Origin of the sequence: Brevundimonas sp. (genome assembly GCF_046295075.1) — a bacterium.
GTDB lineage: Bacteria > Pseudomonadota > Alphaproteobacteria > Caulobacterales > Caulobacteraceae > Brevundimonas.
Genome location: NZ_JBKBOC010000001.1, coordinates 235,576 through 253,332, shown reverse-complemented (window position 1 = coordinate 253,332; position 17,757 = coordinate 235,576). Strand labels below are relative to the sequence as shown.

The following is a 17,757-nucleotide window of genomic DNA, read 5'->3' as shown; positions in this document are numbered from 1 at the left end:
CAACGCTTTGACCGGTCTGGGCATTTATGCCCCTGCCCGGACATCTCCGGCCCGACGAGGACGCCTGCTTGACCCACCCCGAAGTCGAATGTCCTAGGTGGGACGAGGTCGATCGTCTGAGAGCGCTCAAACAATACGGCGTGCTGGACACGACGCCCGAGGCGTCGTTCGACGACATCGCCAACCTCGCCGCGCGCCTCTGCGACGCGCCCATGGCCGCCGTCAGTCTGGTCGACGCCGAGCGTCAGTGGTTCAAGGCCGAGGTCGGACTGGGCGTGCGCGAGACACCGCGCCCCCTGTCCTTCTGCGCCCACGCCATGCTCGCCGACGCCGCCATGGTGGTGACGGATGCTCTGGAGGATCCGCGCTTCGCCGACAACGCCCTGGTCACCGGCCCGCCCCACATCCGCTTCTATGCCGGCCATCCGTTGAAGACGTCCGACGGCGTGTCGCTGGGTGCGCTGTGCGTGCTCGACGACAAGCCGCGCCCCGAAGGCCTGACCGAGCTTCAGACCATGGCTCTGAAGACACTGGCCGATCAGGTCATGACCCAGCTGGAGCTGCGTCGCGCCCTGCTGGACCGGGATCGCAGCCGCGACACCGCGCGTCTGGCGATGGAGGCGTCGGCCTATGTCGGGGCCTGGGACTGGGACATCGCCCAGAACCGGGTCGTCGCTGACGAACGCTTCGCCCGGATGTATGGCGTAGACGCCGCCGCCGCGCGCGACGGCGTGCCCATCGAGGTCTTTACCGGCAGCATTCACCCAGACGATGCGGTGCGTGTCGGCGAGGAGATCGAGCGCGCCAAGTCCGGGGACGGCGTCTTTCTCAGCGAATACCGGCTGGCGGCCAACGGCGACGTGCGCTGGGTGCTGGCCAGGGGACAGGCCTATTTCAACCGTTCGGGCGAAGCCATTCGTCTGCCCGGCATCGCCGTGGACATCACCGAGCGCAAACAGATCGAGACGGATCTCGCCGAGACGGCGCGGGCGCTGAGCGAGAGCGAGACCCGGTTCCGCGTCCTGGCCGACGCCATGCCGCAGATGGTCTGGTCGACCCAGCCGGACGGGTTCCACGACTACTACAACGCCCGCTGGTACGAGTTCACGGGCGTGCCCGCAGGCTCCACGGACGGCGAGGGCTGGAACGACATGTTCCATGCGGACGATCAGGAGCGGGCCTGGGCGGTCTGGCGTCACTCGCTCGAAACGGGCGAACCCTATGAGATCGAATACCGGCTGAAGCATCACAGCGGCGTCTATCGCTGGACGCTGGGGCGTGCGGTCGCCGTCCGCGACGAGCAGGGCGAAATCACCCGCTGGTTCGGCACCCTGACCGACATCGACGAGCTGAAGAGGCTGGAACAGGGCCGCGAGTTGGTCAGCCAGGAGCTGAGCCACAGAATCAAGAACATCTTCGCGGTGATCACGGCGTTGGTCGCCCTGTCGGCGCGACAGTATCCTGAGGCCAAGGCCTTCTCCGCCTCTTTGCGCACCCGCATCGCCGCCCTGGCCCGGGCGCACGAGTTCGTGCGGCCGCACACCGAGACGTCCAAGCCGACAGTCGGCGCGACGACCCTGCATTCCTTCCTGTCGGACCTGTTCAAGGCCTATGCCGACGAGACGGGCGCGCCGCGCGTCAGGATCACGGGAGACGACGCCGTGTTCGACGATCAGGCCGCGACCTCCGTCGCCCTGCTGTTCCACGAACTGGCGACCAATGCCGCCAAATACGGCGCCCTGTCGGAGAAGGGGGGCGTGGTATCGCTTGTCACTGTTCGTGACGAGGACCGGTTCGTCCTGACCTGGAGCGAAAACGGCGGGCCGATCATCCAGGGCGAGCCTTCGCGCGCCGGCTTCGGCTCCTCGCTGGCGACGTTGTCGGTCCAGGGCCAGTTGGGCGGACGCCTGGAACGCGAATGGCGACCGGAGGGTTTGAAGGTCGTCGTCGATCTGCCGGCGACGGCGCTCTCGCGCCGCAGGGCAGCGAGCGGCGAGAGAATTTAGCAGCGCGTTGAACCTATCGGTCGAACTCGCGTTGTGTACGTTCCCGAGCACAAGCATCACCTATGACCGCGCGTATCCTCATCATCGAAGACGAAGCTCTCGTCGCCATGGAGCTGCGCTTCGTCCTGGAAGATCTGGGACATGAAGTCCTGGGTGTCGCCGCGACCGCAAAGGCCGCGCTCGACCTGGTGCGTGAGAACGACGTGGACCTTGCTCTGGTCGATATCCACCTGTCCGACGGCCCCACGGGCATCAACCTGGGTCGCGAGCTGGGCCAGGATATGGGCGTCTCCGTGCTGTTCATGACGGCCAACCCCGGCATGGTGCGCGACGGCGTCGCCGGCACCATCGGCGTCCTGTCGAAGCCCACCGATGAACACGCAGTCCAGAGGGCCGTGGACTATGCCCTGCGTCGCCGTCAGGGCGGGCCGGTCGAATACGCGCCGCCCGGTCTTCAACTCTTCGCCTGACCGCTTCCAAGGCGGTTGCGGTCGCTGCGATGCGGCATATGTCGAGGGCTCCCCACAGGAGACCTTCCCCATGACGACCCTGACCCAACGCAAGCTCGGCTCCAGCGGCCTGGACATCGCCCCCCTGGTGTTCGGCGGCAACGTCTTCGGCTGGACGGCCGACGAGGCGACGTCGTTCGCCCTGCTGGATGGGTTCGTCGAGGCCGGGTTCGACGCCATCGACACAGCCGACGCCTATTCGCGCTGGGTTCCCGGCCATTCGGGCGGCGAGAGCGAGGTCATCATCGGCAAATGGCTGAAGGCGCGCGGACGGCGTGAGGACGTCAAGATCCTGACCAAGGTCGGCTCGGACATGGGCCAGGGCCACAACGACCTGTCGCCGGCTTGGATCGAGACGGCGGTCGAGGCGTCGCTGCGCCGGCTCCAGACCGACTATATCGACCTGTACCAGACCCACTGGCCCGACCCGAAGACGCCGCAGGAAGAGACGCTGCGCACGCTCGACAAGCTGGTGAAGGCGGGCAAGGTCCGGGCCATCGGCACGTCGAACCATTCGGCCGAACAGGTCAGCGAGGCTCTGGCGATCTCGGAACGCGAAGGCTTGGCCGCCTATGCGACCATCCAGCCGCACTACAACCTCTACAGCCGCGACACCTTCGAGGGCGGGTTGCAGGACTTGGCGATCGAGAAGGGGCTGGGCGTCATCACCTATTTCAGCCTGGAAAGCGGCTTCCTGACCGGCAAGTACAAGACCGTCGATCAGATCGCCGGGACCAAGCGCGAGGGGATGCTGAAGGACAAGTTCGACGAGCGCGGCGTGCGCATCCTAGCCGTGCTGGACGCCGTGGCCCAGAAGAACGAGGCCACCTCCGCTCAGGTCGCCCTGGCCTGGCTGCTGGCCCAGCCCGGCGTGACGGCCCCCATCGTCAGCGCGACCTCGACCGAGCAGCTGGCCGACACGCTGAAGGCGGCGACCCTGACGTTGTCGGACGAGGATGTGGCGGAGCTGACGGAGGCGAGCGCCTACTGATACCGAAGGATCGGGGTCACCAGACCCCGATCTTCTCCGCCTCGGCGTGGCTGATGGGGTTGTGGGCCTTGGCGTGGTCTTCTTCGGCGAGGAAGCGGCTGACTTCCAGGGCGGCCATGCAGCCCATGCCGGCGGCGGTGACGGCCTGGCGATAGACGTCGTCGGTGACGTCGCCGGCGGCCCAGACGCCCTCGATCTCGGTCGAGGCCGTGCCGGGCTTGACCCGTAGATAGCCGCCGGAATTGGTCTCCAGCTGACCCTTGAACAGTTCCGACGACGGGGCGTGGCCGATGGCGATGAAGACGCCGTCGGCCGGGATTTCCTGGGTCGAGCCGTCCTGAACGTTCTTCAGGCGCACGCCCGTGACGTTCTTGGCCATGCCGTCGACGACGCCGACGATCTCCTCGATGGCCACGTGCCAGATCACCTCGATCTTGGGGTGGGCGAACAGGCGGTCCTGCAGGATCTTCTCGGCGCGGAACTCGTCCTTGCGGTGGATGACGGTGACCTTGGAGGCGAAGTTGGTCAGGAACAGCGCCTCTTCGACTGCGGTGTTGCCGCCGCCGACGACCACGACTTCCTTGCCGCGATAGAAGAAGCCGTCGCAGGTCGCGCAGGCGGAGACGCCGAAGCCCTGGTAGGCGGCCTCGGACTCCAGACCCAGCCATTTGGCCTGGGCTCCGGTGGAGATGATGATGGTCTCGGCCAGGATTTCGTCGCCGCCGTCCAGCTTCAGCCGGAACGGGCGTTGCGACAGGTCGGCGGAGACAACGATGTCGTGAATGACCTCGGTGCCGACGTGCAGGGCCTGGGCCTGCATCTGCTCCATCAGCCACGGGCCCTGGATGGTGTCGGCGAAGCCGGGATAGTTTTCGACATCGGTGGTGATGGTCAGCTGGCCGCCGGGCTGGATGCCGGCGATGACGACGGGGTTCAGCGAGGCGCGGGCGGCGTAGATGGCGGCGGTCCAGCCGGCGGGGCCGGAACCGATGATGGCGACGCGAACGGTACGAGCTTGGGTCATGGCCCCTATTTAGGGGCTGATTCCCGTTTGCGCGATGCTAGTCTCGTCTGACGAGAAGGGGAGATGGGGATGACCAACAAGGGCGCGGCCTTTTTGCCGATCGGGATCGGCGTGGGGGTGTCGATCGGGGTGGCGCTGGGCTCCGCGATGGACAACATCGGCCTGGGTCTCGCCCTGGGCATAGCCATCGGATCGGGCCTGGGCGTGGCGCTGATGGGCGCGGCGAACGCCAAGGCCAAGCCCACCAGGAAGGGCGACGGGTCGGACGGCGGCGGCGCGGTGATCCCGTCCTCGGACACGCATCATCAGGGCGGCCATGACGGGGGCTCGGACGGCGGCGGGGATGGCGGCGGCGGGGGCGACTGAACGCCACTGCAATTTTTTTGAGTGCACTTTAGTGCAGATTTTTGCGAGCGATTCTTAAAGCGCCTCCCTGACCGTGGATCGACCCTAGGTCACGCCTGCGTCAGGATCGGACGTCGTCAGCGCGCCCGCATTGCCTCCAGCACCGCGCGCGCGGCGCGGTCGGTCTCGGCCAGAGGGTCGTAGGTCCAGCTGTCCAGCGTGCCGTCAAAGGGCTGCGTCGCGCCGCGTGACTGAAGGTCGTCGTGCAGGCGGGCGAACTTGTCGCCGGATTTCAGCGGGATCATCGGCAGGATGTGGACCGGCTTGCCGGTCGAGGCCGCCTCGGCGGCCATGTTGGCGCTGTCCTCGGTGACGAGGATGTGGTCGGCGAAATGTAGAAAGCCAAACAGGGGGTTGTCGCCCGTTCCGTCCCAGATCCAGCCGGGCAGGTCCGACAGGCGGGCGGTCATGGCCGCCCTGGCCGCATCCGGCGTGCGGCGCGAGAAGGTCAGCATCAGCGAACCGCCCGACGCGCGCACGGCGTCGGCGATCTGGTCCGCCAGGTCCGTCGCATGGGCCTCGGGCAGGTCGAAGGCCCTGGACTTGCCGCCGATCAGCACGGCGACGCGCGGGTGGGGCAGGGGGGCGATCCGGTCGGCGAAGGCAGGCGCAGCCTCGGCGATCCGCTGCGGCGTGATGCGGTGGGGCGAGCCGGTGATCTCGAAGACATTGTCGCCCGACAGTTCGTCATGGGCGGGGGCCACGATCAGGTCGTAGCGGTCGTTGGCCCAGCGCGGATCCTGGGTCTGGACGACGAAGGTCTTGCCGCCGCTCCAGCCTTTGATGCGGGTCGAGAGGGGCAGGGTCGCGCGGCCGGTGGCGATCCAAAGATCGGGCCACGGCTCTGTCAGCGGCGCGGACGCCAGCATGGTCGGGGTCTTCAACGCCGAAGGCAGTCGGTCGAACAGCGGCCGCCAGCGGATGTGTTTGATCGCAATCTCGGCCGGGGTCAGGCGCTGAACGGCCTCGGCGAGGCCCAGCGCTTGGTTCTCGATGCCGGCGCGGCCGTCGGAGACGACCCAGATGGAGAGGGGGCGCGCTGACGCCGCCCCCGCCGCCATCGTTACTTCCACTCGACCTTGAGGATTTCGTAGGCCTTGACGCCGCCGGGGGTGTTGACCTCGACGACGTCGCCGACCTCCTTGGAGATCATGGCGCGGGCGATGGGCGAGGCGATGGAGACCTTGCCCTTCTTCACGTCGGCTTCGTGCTCGCCGACGATCTGATACCGGGCCTCGTCCTCGGTATCCTCGTCGACCACGGTGACCGTGGCGCCGAACTTGACCTGGCTGCCCGACAGTTTCGACACGTCGATAACCTGGGCGCGGCTGATCTTGTCTTCGATGTCCGCGATCTGGCCTTCGATCCAACCCTGCCGCTCCTTGGCGGCGTGGTATTCGGCGTTTTCAGACAGATCGCCATGTTCGCGGGCCTCGGAGATGGCCGCGATGACGCTCGGCCTTTCGACCGACTTCAATTGCTTCAGTTGATCGTCGAGGACACGGTAGCCCTCGCCCGTCATCGGCACTTTTTCCATTGGTGTCGTGATTTTTCTGGTTCGCCCGGAGACTGGAAAGACGCGAAGTAAGCATACAAAAGGCCGCGGGGCGGGCGCGGCCGGGCATCAATACTAGGGTTTCCCGCTCAAGATTTCAAGAGCGGGGCCCCGAGCCGATGAAAACATCAGGCTCGCGCGGGCGGTTCGGACTTGGGATCGCGGCGCAGGACGCCCTTGATCAGGCTGTAGGCCAGCCAGGCGACGGCCGCGAGACCGGCCAACATGAACAGGCCCGAGACAAGGGCGGCTCCTGCAGCCATGAAAGCCAGGATGAAGGCGACGGCCGCTGCAAGTCCGGCCACGATCTGAATGGTTTGAAGGCGCATGGCCTATTAACGTCTTGGGCCACGCCGGGTTGCGTCGCCCTCGATCACGATCCGATCACGCGTAGCTGTAGGGGCCGCCGCGTTCCAGGGCGCGCTGATAGGCAGGGCGGGCGTGGATGCGGGCCAGGAAGGCTTTCAGGCGGGGTTTGGTCGCCGCGTCGAACGCCCGGTCGGCGCCGGCCTCGACGGGGAAGCTCATCATGATGTCTGCGGCGGTGAACTGATCGCCCGCGAACCATTGGGACCGGCCCAGTTCAGCCTCCCAAAAGCCAACGTGGGTCTTGAGCTGCGGATCGACGAAACTGGTCAAGGCCTTGTTCGCGATGCTCTTGACCAGGGGCTTCAGCAGGGCCGGCGCGCGGCGCGGCAGCATGCCAAACACCAGCTTCAACAGCAGGGGCGGCATGGCCGAACCCTCGGCATAGTGCAGCCAGTAGGTGAAGCGACGACCGTCCTCGGTCCCCGCCGCCGGTCGCAGTCGTCCCTGACCATAGGTATCGAGCAGATATTCGACGATGGCCCCGGTCTCGGCGACCTTGACCCCGCCGTCCTCGATCACCGGCGACTTGCCTAAGGGGTGGATGGCCAGCAGTTCGGGCGGGGCCAGGCGGTTGCCGGCGTTCCGCTCATAGCGGACGACCTCATAATCCAGGCCCAACTCTTCCAGCAGCCACAGGACGCGCTGCGAACGGCTGTCGTTTAGGTGATGGACTTTGATCATGGGTCGGCTCCAGGCGGCGAGGCGCGACTATTCGCATCGCCGCCCAAGAAGTCGAGGGGGAAGTCGAGCGCTATCGCGGGCGACGACCGCTCCACCGCGCGCGCGGCTCGGGCGCAGGCCTGGGCGTGACCTGAGGCTTGGCGCCTTCGCGACGGTTGCGCCAGACCTCATAGGCCAGGGTGGCCAGGGCCAGCTTGCCGGCATGGCGACCGGCGACGCGCCGACCGCCCTTGGACAGCAGCAGGCCGCCGAGCATGGGAACGAGTTTGTGCAGACGGGACATGGTTGATCTCCTTTGGCGGCTTAACGCGCCGTCTGGCGTCGCGGTTCGCCCTGCGACGACATGAACTGAAGATGGCAGACAGAAGGTTTGGCGCGCGCGCCGCGAAAAGCGGTGCTAGCTCTGGCTTATGAGCCAATCTCGCATCGCCGCCTTCTTCACCTCCCTGAGCTTTTTCGTCATCGCCGCCCTGGTCGCGGGGGTGGTGGTCGGGGCCCTGGCGCAGGGGACGCAGGCGTCGTGGCTGACCGGATCGCTGGGGGTGGTCGAAAGCCTGGGTCAGGTGTGGCTGAATGCGCTGCGCATGACGGTCATCCCCCTGGTGTTCAGCCTGCTGGTGACGGGCATCGTCTCCATCGCCGACGCGGCGGCGACGGGGCGGATCGCCGTGCGGTCGCTGGTGGTGTTCGGCGTTCTGCTGGTGGGGGCCACCGTCTATGCGATCCTGGCGGGGCTGGGCCTGCTGGCGGTCTGGCCCATCGATCCGGAGGCGGGCAGGGGACTGCTGGCCGGCGTGACGACCGAGTCTCTGACGACCGTGGGCGAGGCGGCGCGGACGGACGGCCTGCGCGCCTTCCTGGCCAGTCTGGCGCCGGCGAATGTGATCAAGGCGGCGGCGGACGACGGGGTTTTGGCGGTCGTAGTCTTCGCCGTCGCCTTCGGTTTCGCCGCGACCCGGATCAAGACGGAGTTGCGCCGGCCGCTGGCGGGCTTCTTCGAGGCGGTGGCGGAGACCATGGTGGTGATCGTCCACTGGGTGCTTCTGGCCGCGCCGTTTGGGGTCTTCGCCCTGGCGTTGGGCGTCGGCCTGCGGGCCGGGCTGGGGGTGGCGGGGACGCTGGCCCACTATGTCGCCATCGTCTGCCTGAGCCAGATCGGCCTGATCCTGATCATCTATGTCGTCGCCGTCGTCTGGGGGCGGATTTCGCTGGCCCGGTTCGCCCGCGCCGTCGCCCCGGCCCAGGTCGTCGCCGTCTCGACCCAGTCTTCGCTGGCCAGCCTGCCGGTCATGATCGAGCGGGCGCGCGACTGGCTAGGCGTGCCCCAGACCTCGGCGGGCTTGGTCCTGCCGCTGGCGGTGGCGGTGTTCCGCATCACTAGCCCGGTCGCGAACCTGGCGGTCTGCCTCTATGTGGCGCAGCTGCACGGGGTCGAGCTGAGCCTGGGCGTGCTGATCGCCGGGGGGCTGACGGCCATCGCCGTGTCGATCGCCTCGGTCGGCCTGCCCGGTCAGGTCAGCTTCTTCGCCGCCATCGGCCCCATCTGCCTGGCCATGGGCCTGCCGCTGGGCGTGCTGCCGCTGTTGCTGGCGGTCGAGGTCATCCCCGACATCTTCCGCACCGTCGGCAACGTCACCGCCGACCTGGCCGCGACGCGGATCGTGGCGGGGGAGGACGGGGACGAAGAGGCGGCCGATACCGTTACAGAATGACCCAGGCCGCGCCGGCCGCCAGCAGGATCAGGTGGAGCAGGACGACGAAGCCGAACTGGGTCCTGAACGGCTCCTTGCGCGTCTTGTGGCGGAGCAGGTGCTGACCCATCCAGGCGCCCAGGCCGCCGATCAGGCCAAACAGCAGCAGGGTCGCCTCAGGCGTGCGCCACAGGCCCGCGTGCGCCCTCTGCTTATCCCTGGCGAAGGCGGCGAAGCCCAGGACTTCGGCGCACAGGATGGCGATCAGGGCGAGGTCGAGATTTGAGATCGGCATGTCCCTGGCTTTCGGCCGCTACGCATTCGCAGCTTGCGGCCGAAAGCCGGAGATTTCGTCAACGTCAGGCGTAATCCTGGATCGGTCGGACATCCAGGTCGCCGGCCTTGATGGCGCCGATGGCCTGGGCGGCGGCGAGGGCGCCGGCGGTGGTGGTGTAGTAGGGGATCTTCATCATCAGGGCGGTGCGGCGCAGGCTGAAGCTGTCCTGCAGCGACTGCTTGCCCGAGGTGGTGTTGAAGACCAGGTGGACCTCGCCGTTCTTCATGGCGTCGACGATGTGCGGGCGGCCTTCCAGCACCTTCTTGACCAGGCCGACCTCCAGCCCCTGTTCGACCAGGTAGCTGTGGGTGCCGCCGGTGGCGATCAGGGTGAAGCCTTCGGCCAGAAGCGTCCTGGCTGCATCGACGATGAAGGCCTTGTCCTCGTCCTTGACCGAGATGAAGGCGCAGCCCGAGGTGGGCAGGGTGACGCCGCCGCCGATCTGGGACTTGGCGAAGGCGCGGGCGAAGGCGGGGGCCATGTCGGCCTCGCCCTCACGCTTCCAGTCCAGGCCCATGACCTCGCCCGTCGAGCGCATTTCCGGGCCCAGTATGGTGTCGACCCCGGCGAAGCGGGCGAAGGGGAAGACCGCTTCCTTGACCGCGATATGGTCGTAGGGCTTGTCGGTCAGGCCGAAGGATTTCAGCGGCACGCCGGCCATGACCTTGGCGGCGATGGAGGCGATCGGCTGGCCGATGGTCTTGGCCACGAAGGGCGCCGTGCGGGACGCGCGCGGGTTCACCTCCAGCACGAAGATGCGCGGTTCGGCGCTGTGCGGCTCTTCAATCGCGAACTGCACGTTCATCAGGCCGCGCACCTTCAGGGCCTTGGCCATTTCGGTGGTCTGGCGCTTCAGCTCGGCCACCGTCTCGGCCGACAGGGACCAGGGCGGCATGGAGCAGGCGCTGTCGCCCGAGTGGACGCCGGCTTCCTCGATATGTTCCAGCACGCCGGCGACGAAGACCGTCTCGTCGTCGCACAGGGCGTCCACATCCACCTCGGTGGCGCGGTTCAGATAGTGGTCGATCAGGACGGGGTCCGAGCCCGAGACGCGCATGGCCTCGTGGACGTAGCGGTCCAGCTGCTCGCGGTCGTGGACGATCATCATGCCGCGGCCGCCCAGGACGTAGGAGGGGCGCAGCACGACGGGATAGCCGACCTCTTCCGCCTTCTGCGCGGCCTCTTCGGCGCTGCGGGCCAGGCCGTTGGGCGGTTGGCGCAGGCCGATGCCTTCCAGCATTTGCTGGAAGCGTTCGCGGTCCTCGGCCAGGTCGATGGAGTCGACGGACGTGCCCAGCACCGGAATGCCGTCTTCCTGCAGCGCATGGGCCAGTTTCAGCGGGGTCTGGCCGCCGAACTGGACGACGCAGCCGATCAGGTCGCCGTTCGAACGTTCGACCTCGATCAGCTCCAGCACGTCCTCGGCCGTCAGGGGCTCGAAATACAGGCGGTCGGAGGTGTCGTAGTCGGTCGAGACGGTCTCGGGGTTGCAGTTGACCATGATCGACTCGACGCCGATGTCGGCGAAGGCGAAGGCCGCGTGACAGCAGCAGTAGTCGAACTCGATTCCCTGGCCGATCCGGTTCGGACCGCCGCCCAGGATGATGGCCTTTTTCTTGTTCGTCGGCTCGGACTCGCACTCGGGGATTTGGCCCAGGGCGCCGGTCTCATAGGTCGAATACATATAGGCGGTGGCGCTGGCGAACTCGGCCGCACAGGTGTCGATCCGCTTGAACACCGGGCGGACGTTCAGGCCGCGACGGGCGGTGCGGACGGCCTTTTCGGTCGCGCCGGTCAACTGTGCCAGGCGGGCGTCGGCGAAGCCCTTGGCCTTCAGGCGGCGGAACTCGGTCGGGTCGGTCGGCAGGCCCTTGACCCGGATGTGGCCTTCCTCGCGCACGATGTCGGCGATCTGGCGCAGGAACCAGGGCTCGTAGGAACAGGCGGCGTTGACCTCTTCCACCGTCAGGCCATGGCGGAAGGCCTGGGCGATGACGCGGATGCGGTCGGGGGTCGGGATGCCCAGGGCGCGGACCACGGCGGCGCGGGCGGCGCCGGCGTCCTCGACATCGGCGACGCCTTCGATCTCGATTTCGTCGAAGCCGGACAGGCCGGTCTCAAGCCCGCGAAGGGCCTTCTGCATCGATTCCTGGAAGGTGCGGCCGATGGCCATGACCTCGCCCACTGACTTCATCGAGGTGCCCAGCAGGGGCTCCGACCCCGGATATTTCTCGAAGGCGAAGCGCGGGATTTTGGTGACGACATAGTCGATGCTCGGCTCGAACGACGCCGGCGTGACCTGGGTGATGTCGTTGGTCAGTTCGTCCAGCGTGTAGCCGACGGCCAGACGGGCCGCGACCTTGGCGATGGGGAAGCCGGTGGCCTTGGAGGCCAGGGCGGACGACCGCGACACGCGCGGGTTCATCTCGATCACCACCATCCGGCCGTCGGCGGGGTTGATGGCCCACTGGACGTTCGATCCGCCCGTCTCGACGCCGATCTCGCGCAGGACGTTGATCGAGCCCGTCCGCATCCGCTGATATTCCTTGTCGGTCAGCGTAAGCGCAGGGGCGACGGTGATGCTGTCGCCCGTATGGACGCCCATCGGGTCGATGTTCTCGATGGAGCAGACGATGATGCAGTTGTCCGCCGTGTCGCGGACGACCTCCATCTCGTATTCCTTCCAGCCCAGCACCGATTCCTCGATCAGCACCTCGGTGGTCGGCGACAGGTCCAGGCCGCGAAGGACGATCTCCTCGAACTCCTCGCGGTTGAAGGCGATGCCGCCGCCGGTGCCGGCCAGGGTGAAGGACGGACGGACGACGGCGGGCAGGCCGACGAACTCCAGCCCGTCCAGCGCCTCTTCCATCGAATGGGCGGCCTTGGAGCGGGGGCTTTCCAGACCCAGCTTGTCCATGGCGTCGCGGAATTTCTGGCGATCCTCGGCCTTGTCGATCACGTCGGCTTTCGCCCCGATCATTTCCACGCCGTATTTTGTCAGGGCGCCCGAGGCGTCCAGGGCCAGGGCGGTGTTCAGCGCCGTCTGGCCGCCCATGGTCGGCAGCAGGGCGTCGGGGCGTTCCTTGGCGATGATCTTCTCGACCATCTCGGGCGTGATCGGCTCAATATAGGTGGCGTCGGCCACCTCGGGGTCCGTCATGATGGTGGCGGGGTTCGAATTGACCAGGATGACCCGGTACCCCTCCGCCTTCAGCGCCTTGCACGCCTGGACGCCGGAATAGTCGAACTCGCACGCCTGGCCGATGACGATCGGGCCGGCGCCGATGATGAGGATGGATTGGATGTCTGTGCGCTTGGGCATCGCCAGCTCTTCTTCTTATTGAACGCTAATGGGTCACGACCGCGCAGTCCCAGCCGTCATAGTCCAGCTGAAACGCTGCGGCCCAGGTCTGCATCATGGCGGAGGTCGCGGCGAACGACGCCTCGTCCACCGCCATTGTGGTCTCAAGTGTGGTGGAATCGTCGGCGCCGCCGGTCAGGAAGCCGGCGCGACGCGCGACCTCGTTCAGGTCGCCGTGGTCGCCTTCGCCATAGAAGTAGAATCGCGTGTGGCGTGGGGTCACGCCGCTGTCGCCCTGTTCGGCCAGCGCCGCGCGCACCATGGCGTCGCGTTCGTCATGACTGATGTCCGAGGCGTCCAAGGGGCTGCGTCGTCCTTCGTTCTCTACGCGCGCGAGAAGTCCCCGCAGAGCCTGGCCCTGCGACGCTCACGTCTGCTTGTCGGTTAAGCGGCCCGTTTAGAGAGGGAGGCTCCGCCTGACAAGACGGCCGAGGCTTTGGTGCAAACAAAAAGGGCGGCGCCTTGCGACGCCGCCCTCCATTTTTCTAGGTCTCGCCGCCGTTAGAACGGGCGGAAGTTCAGGCCGACGAAGAAGCGGCGGCCGTAGGGGTCGAAGTTCGAATAGATCGACTGACCCAGGAAGTCGCGCTGTTCGGCGTCGAACACATTGACCACGCCCGCACGCACCGCGAGGTCGTCGCGAACGTTCCAGCGCACCGTCAGATCGTGGCGCGAGAAGTTGCCGGTCCGGGTCTGATCGAACAGGCGAGCGTCGGCGTTATTGACGAAATCACGCGAGGCGGTGATCTCTTGCGACGATTGCCAGTCGGCCGTCCAGTTCACGCTCCAGGTGTCGTTCGGCGTGTAGGTCAGCGACGACTTGAAGCGAACGCGGGGGTTGGAGCCGCCCAAGGCCAAGGTTCCGGCCAACTCGTCAAAGTCGGACGGATCGTCGGCGTTCAGGAAGTTCTGTTGATCAAGAACCCACAGGCCGGCGATCGAGTAATCCAAGCGACCCCAGTTGCGACCCATCATTTCGTCGAAGTCGAAACGATAGTTGGCCGTGAAGTCCAGGCCGCGGGTTTCCAGCTTGGCGTAGTTGATCGAGCCCTGGATGAAGCCGCCGATCGGGTCGCCAGCAGGTGCGCCGATCCCGAACGGAATCGCCGGGTTGTTGCGGAAGATGGTGGCGCAAGCCCCGGCGTTCAGCGACGGACCATCGACGCAGTTCGCGGCGGCGGTTTCGGCGGAGACCGCGGCGATCACGTTGTCGATCGTGATTTCGTAGTAGTCGAGGACCAGCGAGAAGTTGGGGATGAAGCGAGGCTTCAGCACCGTCGAGAAGGTGAAGCTTTCCGACTCTTCGGGCTGCAGGTTGGGGTTGCCGCCCAGGACGCCCGAGACGCCCGAGGTGTAGTTGGGGCGGAAATCATCCGTGGTCTCCGGCGTCGCACCGGCGAAGTCGAACGACAGGCCTTGGGCTTGCGCCAGCGCCGTACAGTTGCGGATGCGGTTCTCGCGCGTCGCCGTTTCACTGACCCCGACGATCGCCGCCGTGGTGCAGGGGTCGGCGAAATCGTTCGCGAAGGTCTGACCGAATGGCGAGAAGTTCTCGTTAAGGTCGGGAACGCGGATCGAGGTGTTGAAGCTGGTCTTGAAGGTGATGTCCGAAATCGGGCGATAGACCAGGTTAACGCCGTAGACGTCCTGGCTTCCGACGGTGGAGTAGTCAGCATAACGGTACGAACCGCTGAGTTCTGCATACTCGCCCAGGATGGTGTCGCGCATCAAGGGAAGCGAGACTTCCGCGAAGACTTCCTTGCTCTCATAGGAAACTTCCGGGAAGTCGGGCGACGAGTTCAGGAACAGCAGACGTCCACCGGCGTCACGGCCGGTGCCCGAGGTCGTTTCCTTGCGATACTCACCGCCGACAGCCACGCCGATGGCGCCGGCGCCCCAGAAGTCCCAGAGATTTCCAGCGACCGAAGCGATGACCTGGTGCTGTTCGTTCTGCTCGGTCACAGCGACGGCGGCGTCGACATACTGCAGTGCTTCTGCAGATTGGTTGCCTTCGCCGAAGATGTTCAGCGGGGCGCACTGTTGGATGGAGTTGCGGCCGTATTCGCTGTCTCGCAGGTCGCCGCCGCGGACCGGGTCCCCGATATTGCCGCTCGGCACGCCTTGGGCGTCCAACAACTGAACCCGGCAGACCACTTGTCCTGCCTGACCGTTGACGAGCCCGAGGGTGTCCACCACGGCGTCCGCTGCAAGCGCGAACCGCTGGCTGTCGACGCCGGTCTCGATGTTTTCGACTTCGACCTTGCCGTAGGTGTAGCCGATGTCCCAGTTCAGATCCTTGACGAAGGCCAGGCGATCGAGATCGCCACGCGCGCCGACGACGAAGCGTTGCAGTTCACGGGTGTTCTGTTGGTCGCGACGCGGGCCGAACAGGGTGTGGCGGGCGACTTGAGTCAGCACCGGGGCCAGCGGTTGGCCGGGGGTGGTCAGGGTCGGCGTGGTATAGGGCGTGACGAAGTTGGTGCGGATCGCATCCTTGACCGATTGGGGCAGATAGGCGTTGTCGTCCCAGCGCAGGTCGAACAGGTTCACATCCTCGATGATGTTCGCCTCGTTCGCGGCATAGGAGTTCTCAAGCGTGACGTTGAAGAATGTCCGCTGACCGCTGAAGGACGTCTCTTCCTTCACATACTTGGCTTCGCCATACAGTTCGATGTTGTCGGTCAGCTTGAAGGTCGAGCCGACCTGGAACCGCGCCGACTCCGTTTTCGGCGTAATGGCGCCGTTATATTCAACGGGATTGTAGCCGTCCCCGCCGATGTTCAGCGTGCGGTTGATGCCGACGTTGCCGATGCGTTGGCCGAAGTTGGCTGCACGGGCGTTTGCGCCATCGTAAATGAACGTCTTGCCTGGCGTCACGCCGAAGCAGTTCGCCGCGTTGGTGAAACCGTCGCCGCCGCCGAAGCAATCTTCATAAGCCACGTTGGGGCTGGTCAGATCCGTAGGCTGCTGAACATTGGCGAGCGTGGTCTGGCCCCACAGGGGACGGCTCAGAGTGCGAAGACCCGAGAAGACCTGGGCGTCCAGGTTGCCGTCGTAACGCTGCGCCGTACGATCGGAATCGATCGAGACCAAGGCTGATGAACGGTCAATCCAGTCGAGGTCAGTCAGTTTGACTTCATCGGCCTGCTCGTATTCGCCATGTGCGTAGACGTTCAGACGATCGTCGAAGAAGTTCTTGCCGACCAGGGCGGAGAAACGCTTATTGGTTTGGCCGTCCTGATTGATCATGCCGTAGTTGGCGTCGACTTCCAATCCTTCGAAGTCTTTGCGCAGCACGAAGTTCAGAACGCCGGACACGGCGTCAGCGCCGTAAACCGAGGCCGCGCCGCCGGTGATGATCTCGATGTTTTCGATCAGCAGGCGCGGAATGGTGTCGATGTCCACCGCGAGCGATCCGCCCGACGAACCGACGTGGCGACGACCGTCGACGAGGGTCAGGGTGCGATTGGAGCCCAGCTGGCGCAGGTTTGCGAACGACAGACCGCCGGCGCCCAAGGTGGAGCCGGTCGTGTCCGACGGAATCTGCGAGTTCGAAAGCGCGGGCAGGGTGGCCAGATAATCGATCACTGTCGATTGACCGGTGTTCAGCAGCTCATTGCGACCGATCTGGATCAGCGGCGTGGGGGCATTCGTCGGATCGCGACGAATACGCGAGCCGGTCACCACGATCTCGCCCAACTGAGTCGCCTGTTGGTCTTGCACATCTTCCGCAGCGGGAACCGTGTTCAGCGGCGTATCGGCGTTAGGGGCGGTTTGGGCCATGGCCACGCCAGACGTGGCGATTGCGCCGGCAAGCACAGTCGAGGCCAGAAGAATTCTACGCATTTTTTGCTCCGGAAGCGTCACATCAGGGAGCCAAACAAGCGCTTTTGGTCTTCTAGGCGCCCCCTAGCTGTCACAAAGACAACACATCTCCCGGGGGTCAACCTTGGCCTTAGTTGTTATTTATATATATCTGTGTTGTCTAAGAGTTCGTTTCAATACTGCAACATGAACGACGTTATTTAATAATCTGCGAAACCACTTCCTCATCTCTGCGTATAGGTGGGTTTTCTAGATGTTAGAGTGCCTTAATTGCTCCACATCTTGATCGTTTCAGGCAAGTTACATATCGCCGATAGCGCAACAAATCTGCTTTGATCTTCCGGGGCGTCGGCCAGTTCGTGGGCCCAAGTGACGTGGTAGGGGATATGGACGCCGAAGGCGCCGGCGGCGATGGCGGGCAGGACGTCGGACTTCATGGAGTTGCCGGCCATGACGGCCTCGGCCGCGCCGGTGCCGTGGCGGTTAAAGACGCGGTCGTAGGTGGCGCGGTCTTTCTCGGACACGATCTCGACGGCGCTGAAACGGTCGCCCAGGCCCGAGGCGGCCAGCTTGCGCTCCTGATCGAGCAGGTCGCCCTTGGTGATCAGGACCAGGCGGTATTTTTCGGACAGTTCGGCGATCACCTCGTCCACGCCGGGCAGGGTCTCTACCGGGTGGGCCAGCATCTCGCGGCCGGCCGCCAGGATCTCGCGCACGACATGGGGCGGGGCCTCGCCGCCCGTCAGCTCCATCGCCGTCTCGATCATCGACAGGGTGAAGCCCTTCACGCCGTAACCATAGAGGCGCAGATTGCGTTGCTCGGTCTCGGCGAGACGCGCCTCGATGGTCGGTTCGTCGCCGTGGTCGGCCAGAAGATCGACGAACCGCGCATGGGTCAGGCGGAAGATCGTCTCGTTGTGCCAAAGGGTGTCGTCGGCATCGAGGCCGACCGTGGTGATGCTCATGCCGCGCCCCTATCATGGGACGAACGAGGAGGGGAGAC

The 17,757-nt window shown here is 65.7% G+C and carries 15 protein-coding genes and 1 pseudogene; 5 read left to right on the top strand and 11 right to left on the bottom strand.

Annotation, left to right across the window (positions count from 1 at the left end; all coding sequences use genetic code 11):
* Window positions 1–68: 68 nt before the first annotated feature.
* The 3 genes and pseudogenes from ACK4MH_RS01335 to ACK4MH_RS01325 all read left to right on the top strand — a co-directional run bounded on the left by ACK4MH_RS01335 (window position 69) and on the right by ACK4MH_RS01325 (window position 3,506).
* The gene (locus ACK4MH_RS01335) at window positions 69–2,006 is read left to right on the top strand and encodes a PAS domain-containing protein (protein ID WP_409713599.1); all 1,938 of its coding nucleotides are present in this window, start codon (window positions 69–71) and stop codon (window positions 2,004–2,006) included.
* A 44-nt stretch (window positions 2,007–2,050) separates the two neighbouring features.
* Window positions 2,051–2,476, top strand: a pseudogene (locus tag ACK4MH_RS01330) (response regulator); the annotation flags it as partial.
* A 70-nt stretch (window positions 2,477–2,546) separates the two neighbouring features.
* Window positions 2,547–3,506 (top strand): aldo/keto reductase, encoded by a 960-nt coding sequence (locus ACK4MH_RS01325; protein ID WP_409713597.1) that lies wholly within the window; start codon window positions 2,547–2,549, stop codon window positions 3,504–3,506.
* A 16-nt stretch (window positions 3,507–3,522) separates the two neighbouring features.
* On the opposite strand, the gene trxB is transcribed toward ACK4MH_RS01325, so the two are convergent.
* Window positions 3,523–4,530, bottom strand: coding sequence for a thioredoxin-disulfide reductase (gene trxB, locus ACK4MH_RS01320; RefSeq protein WP_409713594.1), 1,008 nt, complete (start codon window positions 4,528–4,530; stop codon window positions 3,523–3,525).
* A 69-nt stretch (window positions 4,531–4,599) separates the two neighbouring features.
* Here trxB and ACK4MH_RS01315 point away from each other — a divergent pair, with 69 nt between their 5' ends.
* Complete coding sequence (locus tag ACK4MH_RS01315) at window positions 4,600–4,896, top strand: hypothetical protein (protein WP_409713591.1); 297 nt, start codon at window positions 4,600–4,602, stop codon at window positions 4,894–4,896.
* 116 nt (window positions 4,897–5,012) lie between these two features.
* Here ACK4MH_RS01315 and ACK4MH_RS01310 read toward each other — a convergent pair whose 3' ends face one another.
* The 5 genes from ACK4MH_RS01310 to ACK4MH_RS01290 form a co-directional block, all read right to left on the bottom strand.
* On the bottom strand, window positions 5,013–6,008 hold the full coding sequence (locus tag ACK4MH_RS01310; RefSeq protein ID WP_409713588.1) for a mitochondrial fission ELM1 family protein: 996 nt from the start codon (window positions 6,006–6,008) through the stop codon (window positions 5,013–5,015).
* Window positions 5,999–6,472, bottom strand: coding sequence for a transcription elongation factor GreA (gene greA, locus ACK4MH_RS01305; RefSeq protein WP_346494833.1), 474 nt, complete (start codon window positions 6,470–6,472; stop codon window positions 5,999–6,001). Before greA ends, ACK4MH_RS01310 begins: the two co-directional genes overlap by 10 nt.
* Window positions 6,473–6,618: 146 nt before the next feature.
* Entirely contained in the window at window positions 6,619–6,819 is a 201-nt protein-coding gene (locus ACK4MH_RS01300) for a hypothetical protein (RefSeq protein WP_346494834.1), read from the bottom strand.
* A gap of 55 nt (window positions 6,820–6,874) precedes the next feature.
* Window positions 6,875–7,540, bottom strand: coding sequence for a glutathione S-transferase family protein (locus tag ACK4MH_RS01295; protein WP_409713585.1), 666 nt, complete (start codon window positions 7,538–7,540; stop codon window positions 6,875–6,877).
* Window positions 7,541–7,610: 70 nt separating this feature from the next.
* Window positions 7,611–7,823, bottom strand: a complete 213-nt coding sequence (locus ACK4MH_RS01290; protein WP_409713582.1) for a cysteine protease — start codon at window positions 7,821–7,823, stop codon at window positions 7,611–7,613.
* 127 nt (window positions 7,824–7,950) lie between these two features.
* On the opposite strand from ACK4MH_RS01290, the gene ACK4MH_RS01285 reads away from it, so the two are divergent.
* Window positions 7,951–9,252, top strand: a complete 1,302-nt coding sequence (locus ACK4MH_RS01285) for a dicarboxylate/amino acid:cation symporter (RefSeq protein ID WP_409713579.1) — start codon at window positions 7,951–7,953, stop codon at window positions 9,250–9,252.
* Here the strand turns inward: ACK4MH_RS01285 and ACK4MH_RS01280 are convergent.
* The 5 genes from ACK4MH_RS01280 to ACK4MH_RS01260 form a co-directional block, all read right to left on the bottom strand.
* A complete protein-coding gene (locus ACK4MH_RS01280) occupies window positions 9,242–9,526 on the bottom strand; it encodes a DUF1294 domain-containing protein (protein WP_409713576.1) in 285 nt (94 codons plus the stop codon). The two genes, ACK4MH_RS01285 and ACK4MH_RS01280, sit on opposite strands and share 11 nt — an antisense overlap.
* 64 nt (window positions 9,527–9,590) lie before the next feature.
* Window positions 9,591–12,890 (bottom strand): carbamoyl-phosphate synthase large subunit, encoded by a 3,300-nt coding sequence (carB, locus tag ACK4MH_RS01275; RefSeq protein WP_409713573.1) that lies wholly within the window; start codon window positions 12,888–12,890, stop codon window positions 9,591–9,593.
* Window positions 12,891–12,915: 25 nt separating this feature from the next.
* On the bottom strand, window positions 12,916–13,230 hold the full coding sequence (locus tag ACK4MH_RS01270; RefSeq protein ID WP_236547491.1) for a hypothetical protein: 315 nt from the start codon (window positions 13,228–13,230) through the stop codon (window positions 12,916–12,918).
* Window positions 13,231–13,430: 200 nt separating this feature from the next.
* Entirely contained in the window at window positions 13,431–16,775 is a 3,345-nt protein-coding gene (locus ACK4MH_RS01265; protein ID WP_409713570.1) for a TonB-dependent receptor domain-containing protein, read from the bottom strand.
* A 245-nt stretch (window positions 16,776–17,020) separates the two neighbouring features.
* A complete protein-coding gene (locus ACK4MH_RS01260) occupies window positions 17,021–17,719 on the bottom strand; it encodes an HAD family hydrolase (protein WP_409713567.1) in 699 nt (232 codons plus the stop codon).
* Between the last annotated feature and the right edge of the window lie 38 nt (window positions 17,720–17,757).

Excerpts from the sequence above, each read along its gene's own strand:
- trxB (WP_409713594.1), bottom strand. The coding sequence starts at position 4,530 with ATGACCCAAGCTCGTACCGTTCGCGTCGCCATCATCGGTTCCGGCCCC.
- ACK4MH_RS01300 (WP_346494834.1), bottom strand. The coding sequence starts at position 6,819 with ATGCGCCTTCAAACCATTCAGATCGTGGCCGGACTTGCAGCGGCCGTC.
- ACK4MH_RS01260 (WP_409713567.1), bottom strand. The coding sequence starts at position 17,719 with ATGAGCATCACCACGGTCGGCCTCGATGCCGACGACACCCTTTGGCAC.
- greA (WP_346494833.1), bottom strand. The coding sequence starts at position 6,472 with ATGGAAAAAGTGCCGATGACGGGCGAGGGCTACCGTGTCCTCGACGAT.
- ACK4MH_RS01290 (WP_409713582.1), bottom strand. The coding sequence starts at position 7,823 with ATGTCCCGTCTGCACAAACTCGTTCCCATGCTCGGCGGCCTGCTGCTG.
- carB (WP_409713573.1), bottom strand. The coding sequence starts at position 12,890 with ATGCCCAAGCGCACAGACATCCAATCCATCCTCATCATCGGCGCCGGC.
- ACK4MH_RS01315 (WP_409713591.1), top strand. The coding sequence starts at position 4,600 with ATGACCAACAAGGGCGCGGCCTTTTTGCCGATCGGGATCGGCGTGGGG.
- ACK4MH_RS01325 (WP_409713597.1), top strand. The coding sequence starts at position 2,547 with ATGACGACCCTGACCCAACGCAAGCTCGGCTCCAGCGGCCTGGACATC.
- ACK4MH_RS01285 (WP_409713579.1), top strand. The coding sequence starts at position 7,951 with ATGAGCCAATCTCGCATCGCCGCCTTCTTCACCTCCCTGAGCTTTTTC.
- ACK4MH_RS01265 (WP_409713570.1), bottom strand. The coding sequence starts at position 16,775 with ATGCGTAGAATTCTTCTGGCCTCGACTGTGCTTGCCGGCGCAATCGCC.
- ACK4MH_RS01295 (WP_409713585.1), bottom strand. The coding sequence starts at position 7,540 with ATGATCAAAGTCCATCACCTAAACGACAGCCGTTCGCAGCGCGTCCTG.
- ACK4MH_RS01280 (WP_409713576.1), bottom strand. The coding sequence starts at position 9,526 with ATGCCGATCTCAAATCTCGACCTCGCCCTGATCGCCATCCTGTGCGCC.